This window comes from Vibrio sp. 1401 (assembly GCF_033340295.1).
Genome location: NZ_JAWOWF010000049.1, coordinates 1 through 13,999 on the forward strand (window position 1 = coordinate 1; position 13,999 = coordinate 13,999).

General features: G+C 46.5%; 9 protein-coding genes and 3 pseudogenes. 11 read left to right on the forward strand and 1 reads right to left on the reverse strand.

From position 1 onward, the window contains the following. Nucleotides 1–78: 78 nt before the first annotated feature. From R7Z77_RS19820 to tldD, 11 genes and pseudogenes are all read left to right on the forward strand, one after another. Nucleotides 79–624, forward strand: a pseudogene (locus R7Z77_RS19820) (type II secretion system F family protein); the annotation flags it as partial. Between the two features lie 3 nt (nt 625–627). After that, nucleotides 628–948 (forward strand): annotated as a pseudogene (locus tag R7Z77_RS19825) (MSHA biogenesis protein MshF); the annotation flags it as partial. A 32-nt stretch (nt 949–980) separates the two neighbouring features. Then, nucleotides 981–1,046: pseudogene (locus R7Z77_RS28925) on the forward strand (hypothetical protein); the annotation flags it as partial. A 151-nt stretch (nt 1,047–1,197) separates the two neighbouring features. Continuing rightward, nucleotides 1,198–2,241, forward strand: coding sequence for a rod shape-determining protein (locus tag R7Z77_RS19830; RefSeq protein WP_005381144.1), 1,044 nt, complete (start codon nt 1,198–1,200; stop codon nt 2,239–2,241). A gap of 150 nt (nt 2,242–2,391) precedes the next feature. Beyond that, nucleotides 2,392–3,288 carry a rod shape-determining protein MreC gene (mreC, locus tag R7Z77_RS19835; RefSeq protein WP_005381142.1) on the forward strand — a complete coding sequence of 299 codons (897 nt, stop codon included), beginning with the start codon at nt 2,392–2,394 and terminating at the stop codon, nt 3,286–3,288. Then, nucleotides 3,278–3,766, forward strand: a complete 489-nt coding sequence (gene mreD, locus R7Z77_RS19840; protein ID WP_005381141.1) for a rod shape-determining protein MreD — start codon at nt 3,278–3,280, stop codon at nt 3,764–3,766. Before mreC ends, mreD begins: the two co-directional genes overlap by 11 nt. A gap of 4 nt (nt 3,767–3,770) precedes the next feature. Next, entirely contained in the window at nt 3,771–4,340 is a 570-nt protein-coding gene (locus R7Z77_RS19845; RefSeq protein ID WP_005381139.1) for a Maf family protein, read from the forward strand. A gap of 18 nt (nt 4,341–4,358) precedes the next feature. Then, nucleotides 4,359–5,828 (forward strand): ribonuclease G, encoded by a 1,470-nt coding sequence (rng, locus tag R7Z77_RS19850; protein WP_005381138.1) that lies wholly within the window; start codon nt 4,359–4,361, stop codon nt 5,826–5,828. A gap of 12 nt (nt 5,829–5,840) precedes the next feature. Next, a complete protein-coding gene (locus R7Z77_RS19855; protein ID WP_318136796.1) occupies nt 5,841–9,722 on the forward strand; it encodes a YhdP family protein in 3,882 nt (1,293 codons plus the stop codon). Between the two features lie 33 nt (nt 9,723–9,755). Next, on the forward strand, nt 9,756–10,577 hold the full coding sequence (locus R7Z77_RS19860) for a carbon-nitrogen hydrolase family protein (protein ID WP_005381136.1): 822 nt from the start codon (nt 9,756–9,758) through the stop codon (nt 10,575–10,577). Between the two features lie 11 nt (nt 10,578–10,588). After that, nucleotides 10,589–12,034 (forward strand): metalloprotease TldD, encoded by a 1,446-nt coding sequence (gene tldD / locus R7Z77_RS19865; protein ID WP_318136797.1) that lies wholly within the window; start codon nt 10,589–10,591, stop codon nt 12,032–12,034. 66 nt (nt 12,035–12,100) lie between these two features. On the opposite strand, the gene R7Z77_RS19870 is transcribed toward tldD, so the two are convergent. Next, on the reverse strand, nt 12,101–13,477 hold the full coding sequence (locus R7Z77_RS19870) for a PhoH family protein (protein ID WP_005381133.1): 1,377 nt from the start codon (nt 13,475–13,477) through the stop codon (nt 12,101–12,103). Between the last annotated feature and the right edge of the window lie 522 nt (nt 13,478–13,999).

Sequence of the window (13,999 nt, forward strand, 5' to 3'; positions counted from 1 at the left end):
GGCTACGATGATTAACTGATGTAACCGATCAGATCGTAACTTCCTGATTTAGTTCCATCGAATTACGCAACAAAGCCGTTGCTGGTTGTGGCAATGATTGGCGCGTTTACGGTGTTCAGAGCGTGGGTGGCGACGGCTGATGGTCGGGAGAAGTTCGATAAGTTTCGGCTTCGGCTGCCAATTGTAGGCGATATCGTTAATCGTGCGCAGCTTTCTCGTTTTGCCAGAACCTTTTCGTTGATGCTGAAATCAGGTGTGCCACTTAACCAGTCTTTGGCTTTGGCCGGGGAAGCCTTAGGGAACCGTTTTTTAGAAAACCGAATTCTTGAGATGAAGTCCGCAATTGAAGCGGGTAGCACCATTTCAGTGACGGCCATCAACAGTAAAATATTCACCCCATTGGTGATTCAGATGATTGCAGTAGGTGAAGAAACTGGTCGTATTGATGAGTTGTTGCTGGAGGTGTCGGACTTTTACGATCGAGAAGTCGATTACGATCTAAAAACGCTGACCGCAAGAATAGAACCATTACTTTTGGTGATTGTCGCAGGCATGGTCATGGTGCTGGCATTGGGTATCTTCCTACCAATGTGGGGAATGCTCGACATCATCAAAGGCGGCTAATAGGTGGTTGAAAATCAAAGCCGAGCAACGCTTATTGTGTTTGGGGTTATTGCTACGATTATGGCGGTGGGTTTGGCGGTCAAATTACGTCCTGTCACCGAGCAAGCACAAGTAACTGGGGCTAAGTTGGCGAGAGTTTGGATGCAAGATAGTGTTCAGCGTTATCGTCAAGCTTGGCTAGTACAAGGCGAGCCAGAACATATGCTGATGGATGGTTTTAACCTTACTATGACTGAGGACGGGTTAGTGTCTCCCTTTACTCAGCAAGGTGTATTAGATTGTGGTTATTGGCTAGCGGTGCATTACCCCCAACGTAAAATAATGACTCCGAAGAAAACCCATCATCCGTCGTCACCTTTGGTATTCATCGAGGTAACGATCGCGTGATTTACCGTGGTGAGCCAGGGTTAACCGGACAGTAACAACTTAGGTTTTTGCCCTTAAGTTAGGAAACTGCAAGAAATTGAGGCTTTCTGCTCATGTTTGTGTACCAATACCTTGCTGTGACAGCGAGGCATTGGTACATTTAGAGCAATTTTTGTCTTCTATATTTTTGCAGGATGAGCGAAGAGTATGTTTAAGAAACTTCGTGGCATGTTTTCTAACGATCTATCTATCGATTTAGGTACAGCCAACACTCTAATTTACGTAAAAGGGCAAGGAATTGTCCTTGATGAACCTTCTGTAGTTGCTATTCGTCAAGATCGTGTAGGTTCTGCAAAAAGCGTTGCTGCAGTCGGTCACGCAGCAAAACAGATGCTTGGTCGTACACCTGGCAACATTTCCGCTATCCGCCCAATGAAAGACGGCGTAATCGCTGACTTCTACGTAACCGAAAAAATGCTTCAGCACTTTATCAAGCAAGTGCATGACAACAGCATCCTAAAGCCAAGCCCACGTGTTCTTGTTTGTGTTCCTTGTGGTTCTACCCAAGTTGAGCGTCGCGCAATTCGTGAATCAGCACTTGGTGCTGGTGCCCGTGAAGTTTACCTAATCGACGAGCCAATGGCGGCGGCAATTGGTGCTGGTTTACGCGTATCTGAGCCGACAGGTTCAATGGTGGTCGATATCGGTGGTGGTACAACTGAAGTTGCCGTTATCTCTCTAAACGGTGTGGTTTACTCATCGTCTGTACGTATCGGTGGTGACCGCTTTGATGAAGCTGTGATCAACTACGTACGTCGTAACTACGGCAGCTTGATTGGTGAAGCAACGGCTGAAAAGATCAAACACGAAATCGGTTCTGCTTACCCTGGTGATGAAGTTCAAGAGATTGAAGTTCGCGGTCGTAACCTTGCAGAGGGTGTGCCACGCAGCTTTAGCTTGAACTCAAACGAGATCCTAGAAGCGCTTCAAGAGCCGCTATCTGGCATCGTATCAGCAGTCATGGTTGCACTAGAACAGTGTCCACCAGAGCTAGCTTCAGATATCTCTGAAAACGGCATGGTGCTAACCGGTGGTGGCGCACTACTGAAAGATCTTGATCGCCTACTTATGGAAGAAACGGGTATTCCTGTGGTTATCGCGGAAGATCCACTAACGTGTGTTGCGCGTGGTGGCGGTAAAGCACTAGAAATGATCGACATGCACGGTGGCGATCTGTTCTCTGAAGAATAAAGGTTTAGGTGAAGCTCATGTCGGGCTTCACCTTCATTTCTGCTCTCTCTGTAATTCAAACATGCTCCATACCTAAAAGTATTTAGTTAAGTATTTTTAGGTTGCCAAGTAAGGCTCAATAATCATGGAAGCAATCAGGTCAAAAACAAGATGAAACCGATTTTCGGCAGAGGTCCGTCTCTGCAATTACGTCTGTTTTTTGCTGTCATCGTGTCGGCGAGCTTAATGCTGGCCGATAGTCGTCTAGATACGTTTTCCAACGTTCGATACCTACTAAACAGTATGGTTGCACCGATTCAGTACGCAGCGAATTTGCCTCGTAGTATGTTCGATGGCGTATTTGAACGTTTTAATTCTCATCAGGCATTGGTTGAAGGCAATCGCAGCTTAAAGCGAGAAGTGCTACGCCTGAAAAGCGAGCTTATCTTGCTCGACCAATATAAAGAAGAAAACCAACGCCTACGTAAGTTGCTAGGATCTTCATTTGTCCGTGATGAAAAGAAAGTCGTGACAGAAGTAATGGCGGTTGATACTTCACCTTATCGTCATCAAGTGGTGATCGATAAAGGCCGTATTGATGGTGTTTACGTTGGTCAGCCTGTTATCAATGAGAAAGGCATCGTTGGTCAGGTCACGTTTGTCGCAGCGCACAACGCACGTGTTCTGCTGCTAACGGACGCGAAAAATGCAATTCCTGTCCAGGTGATCCGCAATGATATCCGAGTGATCGCATCGGGCAATGGTGAAATGGATGAAATCCAACTGGAGCACATTCCAACCAGCACAGATATTCAGGTTGGTGATTTATTGGTGACATCCGGTTTAGGTGGCATTTACCCTGAGGGATACCCAGTCGCGACGGTTACCAATGTGGATCACGATACGCGTCAAGAGTTCGCTTCAATCAAGGCTGAGCCGGTTGTGGAGTTTGATCGCTTACGCTACCTACTGCTGATTTGGCCGAATGAAGACCGTCAACACAAAGTACTGCGGTCCAATGTAGATGAAGGGTTAGAGCAAGAACAAGAGGTAACCGATGGCCAATAATGTATTGAGTAGCCGAATGGTGATTGGCGTCAGTTTCTTCGTTGCGCTGGTACTGCAAACCATTCCATGGCCAGGTGTGTTAGATGTGTTACGCCCTTCATGGTTGTTCCTTGTTACGTGTTATTGGGTGTTGGCACTACCGCACCGAGTGAACGTCGGAACTGCGCTAGTGTTGGGCTTATTATGGGATATCTTGATCGGCTCAACGCTTGGAATTCGTGGCATGATGATGTCGATCGTTATCTACCTCGTGGCGCTGAATTTCCTGTTGATTCGCAACATGGCTTTGTGGCAACAGTCGATTTTAATTGCCTTTTTTACTGCGTTATTGGAAGTTTTGATATTCTGTGGGGAATATTTGAACCAGGACGTAGTATTTAATCCATTATCTCTGTGGACGGCGGCAATAAACTGTATACTTTGGCCATGGATGTTTTTATTAATGCGACGAGTTCGTCGTGCATGGCACGTAAGGTAAAGCGGTGAAGAAAAGCTTATCTCTCGTTCTCGCATCGGGTTCTCCGAGAAGAAAAGAGCTGCTTGCTCAACTGGGTTATGATTTTGAGATCGTATTGCCTGATATTGAGGAAGCCAAACAGGCTCATGAGCAAGCACGAGATTACGTGTTGCGTCTTTCTTTGGAAAAAGCTCAGGCAGGCTTAGCGTTGGCTAAGCCTGATTCCGTTGTATTGGGCTCTGATACGGTCGTAGTATGCGATGACCGTGTGCTAGAAAAACCAAAAAGTTTTGAAGATTCAAAGCGTATGCTTACTGACTTATCGGGTCGTCGCCATCAAGTGATGACTGCGGTGAGCGTTGTATCATCGGAACAACAACATTCAGTGGTCGTTACCACTGACGTGTGGTTCAAACCACTGACTCACGAAGAAATCGAACAATATTGGCAGTCAGGAGAGCCATGCGATAAAGCTGGAAGTTATGGTATTCAGGGACTCGGAGGGCGATTTGTCACCCGAATCGAAGGCAGTTATCACGCTGTAGTAGGCTTACCTTTGTTCGAAACCGATCAGCTAATTCAAGAATTTTTATAATTGTTTTGAGGTGTGCACATGAGTGCAGAATTGCTGCTTAACGTGACCCCGAGTGAAACTCGTGTGGCCATGATTGAAGGTGGAGTACTACAAGAAATACATATCGAGCGCGAATCGCGTCGCGGTATTGTGGGCAATATATACAAAGGCAAAGTAAGCCGAGTGTTACCAGGCATGCAGGCGGCTTTCGTCGACATTGGTTTAGATAAAGCGGCGTTTTTACATGCGTCAGATATTGTTCCTCATACCGAATGTGTGGCAGAAAACGAAAAACAGCAGTTTCAAGTCCGTGATATCTCTGAGCTGGTACGCCAGGGACAAGACATTGTTGTGCAAGTGGTCAAAGATCCGCTCGGCACAAAAGGTGCGCGTTTAACGACGGATATCACCTTACCTTCGCGTTATCTTGTTTTTATGCCGGGGGCCAGCCATGTCGGTGTTTCGCAGCGTATTGAAAGTGAAAAAGAGCGCGAGCGTTTGAAAAAGGTGGTGAACCATTACTGCGATGAGCACGGTGGTTTTATCATTCGTACCGCGGCAGAAGGCGCTGATGAAAAAGAGCTCTCTCAAGATGCGGCATTTCTAAAGCGTTTGTGGCTAAAAGTCATGGAGCGTCGCTCAAAATACAAAACGCGTTCAACACTTTACGGTGAACTCGGCTTAGCTCAACGCATTCTGCGTGACTTTGTTGGCACAGAGCTCGATAAGATCATGGTCGACTCCCGCCTTGAATATGAAAACCTGAAAGAATTCACTTCTGAGTATGTACCGGAGTTAACAGATAAGCTTGAGCTTTACGAAGGTGACAAGCCAATCTTTGACATGTACGACACCGAAAACGAAATTCAGCGTTCTTTAGAGCGCAAGGTCGAGCTAAAATCGGGCGGCTATTTGATCATCGATCAAACCGAAGCCATGACCACCATCGATATCAACACGGGTGCATTTGTTGGTCGTCGTAATCTCGAAGAGACTATCTTCAATACCAATATAGAGGCAACGCAAGCTATTGCGCGTCAGCTACGTTTACGTAACCTCGGCGGTATCATCATTATTGATTTTATCGATATGGCATCCGAAGAGCATCGTCAGCGAGTACTTACCTCACTGGAAACGGCGCTGGCGAAAGACCGAGTAAAAACCAACATCAACGGCTTTACCCAGCTTGGCTTAGTTGAAATGACGCGTAAGCGCACGCGAGAAAGTATTGAACATATCTTGTGTTCTGGCTGTCCTACTTGTGAAGGCCGTGGCAGCGTGAAAACGGTCGAAACCGTATGCTTTGAGATATTACGCGAGATTACTCGTGTGAACCGTGCTTACGACGCCGATAATTTTGTCGTGTACGCATCGCCGTTTGTTGCTGAAGCGCTATTGGGCGATGAGTCTCATGCGTTGGCTGAGCTCGAAGTATTTATTGGCAAGCAAGTGCGAGTTCAGGCTGAACCCCTGTACATTCAGGAACAGTTTGACGTCGTAATGATGTAATTTGGAACATTTGTGAATTCTGGTGTTAACCGTTTTGGGCGTTTTTGTGCGTGGAGTTTAGTTACTGTATTGGTGTTATTAGCCATATTAGTAACCACGCTTCGCGTCACACTGCCGCAACTTAACCATTTCCAAGATGAGATCAAAACCTGGGTCAAACAAGGCACAGGTTTTGACGTTTCTATTGCCAATGTCGCAGGGACGTGGCGCAATAATCATCCCTCAATTGCGTTACTGGGTTTAGAGGCAAATCTACCAAACGTGCAAGATGCACGCTTCGCTGTTGAAGAAGTCCAAATTGAGTTCGACCTTATTCAATCTCTTTTTCAACTTAAACCTGTAGTTGCAGACCTTACCATTCATAACCTCGCTTTAGACATTCACACGGTAGACATTCTGCCGACTTCTCATCGTCAAGATCCGAAGCCTGAAGTGGATAAGAGCGAAGTGAAACTCATTGACCAACTCGACTCACTTCTTTTACGTCAGTTCGAAGACTTCACTATTAGCGATTCACGGATTTGGTATAAGTCGGTGTCTGGTGAAACTCGCCGTTTAGATATTGAGCAGCTTCGTTGGAGCAATCAAGGGAAACGTCACGTAGCCGAAGGCACGGTTAGCATTGCCGATGTTCGCCTGAACTCATTGTTAGTAAGCGCTAACTTTAAAGATCATGGCTCGTTGCGCGATGTATCTGGTGAGTTTTACGTGAGTGCTCAAGATGTCTCGGTCACACCTTGGCTGACCACTTACATGCAAGAAGAGTCAGGAGCAGAGTCGGGTAAAGTCAGCTTAAATACTTGGCTAACGCTCAAACATAGCCAACCGCATGATGCTTATGTTGAATTGCTGCCTTCCGAGTTGGTGTGGAATGAAGATGGACATCATGAGCTGTTTATTGAGTCTGGAATTTTCAATCTTCGACCAGATAAACAAGGCTGGAAAGTAAATGGCCACTCACTTCAGATCAGAACCGATAATACCCCTTGGCCAGAGCTAGACGTCGCGTTTGATTGGCAACCAAACGGCTGGATGCTTAATCTCTCTCAACTCGACATTGAAGCACTCATTCCGCTCATTAAGCTGGCTCCAGAGTCAGAGTCGACCAGTGACCTTATTAACAAACTAGCACCGAAAGGTCGGGTCGAAGATGTCCGATTGTCAATGAACGGTGGTTTAGACACCTTACGCTACTCGGCTGAACTGGATGAACTCGCGATGACACAATGGGAGCTCCTACCCGGGTTTCATCACGTACAGGGCAGCGTATCGGGGGATGTGAATCAAGCTAAAGCAAGAGTCACCGTCATTGATGATGTCTTTCCGTACGGCGATGTATTCCAAGCTCCGCTGAATATCAAACAAGGTGAAGTCGATATTATCTGGCAGCAAGATGATGCGGGTTGGCGTTTGTGGGCGGATAAAGTGACGGCAGCAACGCCTGATCTTCAAGTCTTGGGGGCATTCCGTCTTGATTTTCCAAAAGAACAAAGCCCATTTTTATCGTTCTATGCCGAAGCGGATCTCTACAACGCGGGTGAGACATGGCGCTATCTACCGACTCTGGCACTTGGACAAGACTTGACCGACTATCTTTCGACCGCGATTCAGGGCGGTAAAGTGAACACAGCGAAATTGTTGTGGTATGGCGAGTTAGGTGATTTTCCTTACAAAGAACATAATGGCATGTTCCAAGCTTGGGTTGGATTAAAAGACGCGAAATTTAGCTTTGATACGGCATGGCCAACCATCACGGATTTGCAGCTAGACTTGCTGTTTGAAAATGATGCCATGTATTTGGATTCAAAATCAGCCACACTAAATGGCGTTCATGCCAAGCGTATCACTGGGCGAATCCCTGAGTTGGCAGAAGGTGGACACATCGAGATTGAAGCGAAAGCAAGCGCGCCGCGTAATGAAGTCCGTGACTACATGATGGCGACGCCATTAGTGGATTCAGTCGGTGCCGCATTGACAGCGCTGCAAGTGAGTGGGCCCGTTTACTCTGAGTTTCAACTCAACATACCGTTTGATTTTGAGAAAGAGTCTCGCGCTTGGGGTTATGCAGATTTAACAGAAAATCGTGTTGATATTGAAGCGCCGCCAATGACGCTTGAAAACGCCACAGGGCGCATCACCTTCGACAATGATGTGGTTACCACATCGGGTTTGTCGGCCGAATTATTACAACAGCCTATCTCTCTTGATTTCCATGGAGAGAGTGCGGAGCAAGGCTACAACGTGACAATTAATACATTAGGAGATTGGGATGTCGAGCCTCTCAAACCCTATGTCGGTGAGCGTTGGTTAAACCTTGTTTCTGGCCATGCGCCGTGGCAAATGGACATTGACTTGCAACTCAATGATGTTGGTTTCACTTATCAGCTTGAAGTGCTGGCGCAGCTAAATCGTCTGGCTAGTCAATATCCTTATCCTTTAGCGAAAAAAATTGGTGAGTCTGGGCAAGCGAAACTGCAAGCATCCGGCAACCAAGAGAGTATTTCAGCAAGACTACAGATCCCAAATGTGAAGTATCAAACTGAGATAGATATCGCTGGCGATGTCCCGGTTCTGACTGCGACTCATTTAATGGTTGGCAAAGGTGGCTTCCGGATTAGTCCTATTGTCGGGCACGATGCTTCGGTGCGTGTCGAAGAACTGAATTTAGACCAATGGGCTGAGCTTGCGCAGGTCTCTGAGAGCAAGCCTTCATCGTCTGTTTTGGCAAGCATGAAAACGCCGACCATTCCATTGCCGACACGCATTGAAGTTGAAACGCCAAACTTACAGCTCGGTGGGATTGAGTTTCATGATGTGGATTTTTCAGCAAGCAAGAAAAATTTGAGTTGGCAACTCGATGTGGACAGTCAAGAGGTTAAAGGGAAAGCTAACTATCTGAAACCCTATGATCTATCGGTCTCTCTAGAGCACTTGCATCTGTACATCCCAGGGTTTGAAGAGATGACCAAAGAGCGCAGTTCAATCTTTGCGAGTGAAGATCAAAACGCACCTTTGATTACCAATTTTGACCGCAAGTTTCACGCTGAGATGCCAAACTTAACTTTGAACATTGATGATTTTTGGCTGCAAGGCTACAAAGTGGGCAAAGTGAATGTTGATTTGCAGCGTCGCCAGAACCGCTTGGAGTGGAAAAATATCACCTTTAGTAGCGGCAAAAACCGCATTGATATGAGTGGTTGGTGGGACCTGACGAAAGAGAGTAGTCATTCCAACTTAACCATGAAAATGAAAGGTGATAACAACACCGATCTTATGGAGCGCTTTGGTATTACATCAGGCATTCAACAAGCACCATTTGAGATCAATGCCAATATGGAATGGGACGGCGCACCTTGGTCAATGAAGACACAAACCTTGCAAGGAAACGTCTCAACGGAATTTGGTAAAGGCGTGATCAGTGAAGTTAGTGGTGCGGCACGCTTGTTAGGCTTGTTTAGCTTGGATTCTATCATCCGTAAGATGCAGCTCGACTTTACCGACGTATTCGATAAAGGCATGGCATTCAACTCGATCACGGGAACGGGCAAAATCCAAGACGGTGTGTTTATCACCAATGATATCGTAATGGATGCGTTAGCAGGGGAAATGCAAATCCGCGGCATCGCTAATATGAACAGCAGAATGGTTGATGCGGAAGTGAAATTCACACCAGACATCACATCAGGCCTACCAATGCTGACCGCGTTTGCCGTTGCGCCTCAAACTGCTTTGTATGTCTTGGCCATCTCTACGGTGATATCTCCGGTGGTTGAGGTCTTCACTCAAGTCAATTATGAAGTGAAAGGCCCACTAGATTCACCAACGGTGAAAGAAATTTCGCGAAGTAAAGGTGAATATAAGCTGCCAGAAAAACTGCGTGAACAGGCCAAATAACTCACCGAATATAATGGAATAGGGAGGAAACACATGGAGCGTGTTGGCATTATTCAAATGACTTCGGGTCCGGATATTAACGCGAATTTGGACTTCATTGAAAAACAGTGTGCTTTAGCGAGCAAGCAAGGTGCCAAACTTGTTCTTACTCCTGAAAATACAGTGCTATTTTCCAGTCGCGAAGCTTATCATCAACATGCAGAGCCACTTGGCAGTGGCATGATTCAACAGCGGCTCTGTGAAATCGCTAGAAAGAACCAGTTAACGCTAATTGTCGGAAGCATGCCCATTCAAACCGCAAAAGGTGTCACCACCACAACACTTGTATTTCCGCCGCACGGTAAATGCATTGCTCACTATGACAAACTGCATATGTTTGATGTCGACGTAGCCGATGGTTATGGTAGTTATCGTGAGTCGGATACGTTTATGGCGGGTAATCAAATAGTCGTTGCGGAAACTGATATCGGCAGTGTTGGATTGAGTATTTGTTATGATTTACGTTTCCCAGAACTTTATAAAGTATTGCGTCAAGAAGGGGCGGATATCATTGTGGTGCCCGCTGCGTTTACCGCTGTGACGGGGCAAGCTCACTGGGAAGTATTATTGCGAGCTAGAGCGATTGAGACACAATGTTGGATTTTGGCAAGCGGACAAACTGGAACGCATCCATGTGGACGAAAAACATGGGGACACTCAATGGTCGTTGACCCTTGGGGACGTATCCATAAACAGCTTCAGGATGAAGTAGGTTTATTGGTGACTGAGATAGATTTGTCACAAAGCCAACAAGTAAGGCAGAATATGCCGCTGACTCAACACAGTCGCTTTCAAAATGAATTGAGACGGAAATAAAAGAGCTAACTATGAGCACAAACCAAATAGAACAGGCACTCCTTGCCCCAAATGGTCTGACAGAACAAGACATTGCTGACACGCTTGCCAGCATTGCGACGCGCCAGATCGATTATGCGGACATTTACTTTCAGTCCAGCTGGCATGAGTCTCTGGTTCTAGAAGACAGCATCATCAAAGATGGCTCTTTTAACATTGATTGTGGTGTTGGTGTCCGTGCAGTAACTGGCGAGAAAACAGGCTTTGCCTACTCTGATCAAATCCAGCCTGAAGGCCTGAAGCAGAGTGCAATGGCGGCGCGCGGTATTGCTCAGCAAGGGCAAAATGGCAAAGTCCAAGCGTTTAAACGCACCGAAAACCAAGCGTACTACGCGGCTGTGAATCCACTAGCTGAATGGGAAAAGCAGCAAAAAACAGAATTACTCAAATCTCTAGATGCTTACATCCGCACTAAAGAACCATTGATTAAAGAAGTTTCGATCAGCATCAGCGGTGTGAATGAGCAGATGCTTGTTGCGGCAACAGACGGTACTTATGCAGGCGATATTCGTCCTTTGGTGCGTTTGTCTATTAGCGTGCTCGCACAAAAAGGTGAACGACGTGAACGCGGTAGTGCTGGTGGCGGCGGCCGTTTCGGTTACGATTTCTTTTTAACGGAAAGCAATGGTGTGAAACAAGCTTTTCATTACGCAGACGAAGCGATTCGCATGGCGTTAATCAACCTTGAAGCAGAAGCAGCACCAGCTGGCATGATGCCAGTGGTATTGGGTTCTGGCTGGCCTGGCGTGTTGCTACACGAAGCGGTAGGTCATGGCCTAGAAGGTGATTTTAACCGGAAGGAATCTTCGGTTTTCTCTGGCAAAATGGGTCAACAAGTGACGTCTTCGCTGTGTACCATCGTCGATGACGGCACGTTAAAAGACCTTCGTGGTTCACTGAATGTGGATGATGAAGGGGTAAACGGTCAGTACAACACGCTTATCGAAAATGGTGTGCTGAAAGGTTACATGCAAGACAAGCTAAACGCGCGGTTAATGGGTGTGAACCCAACAGGTAACGGTCGTCGTGAGTCTTATGCACATTTACCAATGCCGCGTATGACCAACACCTACATGCTACCAGGTGAACATACGCCAGAAGAAATAATCTCGACGGTCGAGAAAGGGTTGTATGCGCCAAACTTTGGTGGCGGCCAGGTGGACATTACTTCGGGTAAGTTTGTGTTCTCTGCATCCGAAGCATACTTGATTGAAAACGGTAAAATTACGCGCCCTGTTAAAGGTGCGACGTTGATTGGCTCAGGTATCGAAGCAATGCAGCAAGTCTCTATGGTCGGTAACGACCTAAGTATCGACAAGGGCGTTGGCGTATGTGGTAAAGCAGGTCAAAGTGTGCCAGTTGGTGTTGGTCAGCCGACCTTGAAGCTGGACTCACTGACAGTGGGTGGCACTGAGTAACTCAGTCGAATCGTTATAAAAAGAGCGCTCATTAGAGCGCTCTTTTGCTTTGCGAGTCGGTGTCAATTACAGGTTTTCTTCAGCAAATTCCGCCAAGCGGCTACGAACCACGCCGTTGAGGTGAATATTTGCGCTGCCTTCAAAGTTCTTGAAGCGCTCAACCATGTACGTCAATCCTGATGTCACTGGGGTGAGGTAATGAGAGTCAATCTGCGCCAAGTTACCGGAGCAGACGATTTTGGTTCCTTCACCACAGCGGGTAATGATGGTTTTGATTTGTGATGCAGTGAGGTTTTGACACTCATCAAGCAGTACAAACGCATTTTGAATCGAACGGCCACGCATAAAGTTGATCGATTTAAATTGAATGTTGGCTTTATCGCAGATGTACTTCAATGAGCCTTCAGTGCAGTGATCGTGTTTATGTAGTGCTTCCAAGGTATCGGTCACCGCCGCTAACCACGGCATCATTTTCTCCTCTTCGGATCCGGGTAAGAAGCCGATGGATTCACCGATATCTGGCGTGTTACGTGTTACGATAATTTTATCGAACATGCTTTTTTCAATGGTTTGTTCCAATGCTGCAGCCATTGCCAGTAATGTCTTACCACTACCCGCCGCACCCGTTAGAATCACCAAGTCAATTTCTGGATCGAGTAAGGCATCTAACGCCATTCCCTGGTAGATATTTTTAGGTGTGATGTCCCAAGCCTTGCGATGCATTAGGCGTTCGCGGCTCAGGTCGAGAAGCGTTAACTTGTCTTCATTGATGGTTTCTACGCGACCAGCAAAGTCACTGTCTTCATCAATAACGTATTGGTTGATAAAGGTTGGGTCGAAGGGTTCGCGACTGAGTTTATGGTAAGTTTTTCCACCCAGTGCATAGCTTTCTACTTCCTCAATACCGCTCCAGAAATCACCTTCACGCAATTGAAAGCCCTTGGTTAGGTATTGAATGTCGTCAATCAGTTGGTCGGTTCTATAATCCTCAACAAAGCGTACACCAGCCCCTTTGGCTCGCAGACGCATGTTGATGTCTTTCGTGATCAGTACCACTTCGCGTGGTGCACGTTTATTTTGCAGATAAAGCACCGCGTTGAGAATACGGTTGTCACCGGCTTTGTCGGCGAAGGCTTTGACGGTTTCCTGCAGTTCAAAATCCGCCAAAATGGAAATAGTACCTTGGTCGGGGTTGTCTTTAGAAACAGGAATGCCTTCAGAGATTTCATCTGGCGTTGCTTCTTTAAACAAATCTTCCAAGGTGCGAATAGCCACGCGCGCATCTCTTGCAACGTCGCGCTTACTGTCTTTGATTCGGTCGAGTTCTTCCAACACGGTCATGGGGATAACGACATCGTGTTCTTGGAAAGAGAAGATGGCAAAGGGTTCATGAAGAAGAATGTTGGTATCGAGTACAAACAGTTTCCGATCGGTATCGCCCATAGCGTCTCCTTGCCGTAGTACGGCTCTGCATGCGAGTTGTTAGGTCGTTTCCAAATAGGTGTGAAGTGACCTAACTCTGATTGCTTGCAATAGAGGTTGTCGGGCTGATGTCGGCTAGTGTGCAACCGAGTAGCAAGACAACTTACTGCAAACCCGTGTTGATCCTAATCGTGTACTAACGCGCTTAAATCATATGCAATGGTTTTAAACGCCCCTCATTAGAAGTATACGTAATATTTACGTTCTACAACTTAATAATTGGCATGAGTATTTTACAATTTGATTGCATTTAGAGTTTGGGAAAAAAAGTTTCTGCTTGGTGCGGTTTCGGCGTGACCTAAATCACAGCTTCAAGTAAGATTAGCGACCTTTTTCTGCGTATAGGCTACGTCCGATTTATCATGTTGAGCTGGCTTAAAAAATACTCAGTTCATACTGAAATGACGAATGCTATCGGCATAGCAGAAGCCAGAATCAGATCTAAACTATTATCCATGCCCACGGGCATGAGTAGACCAACAA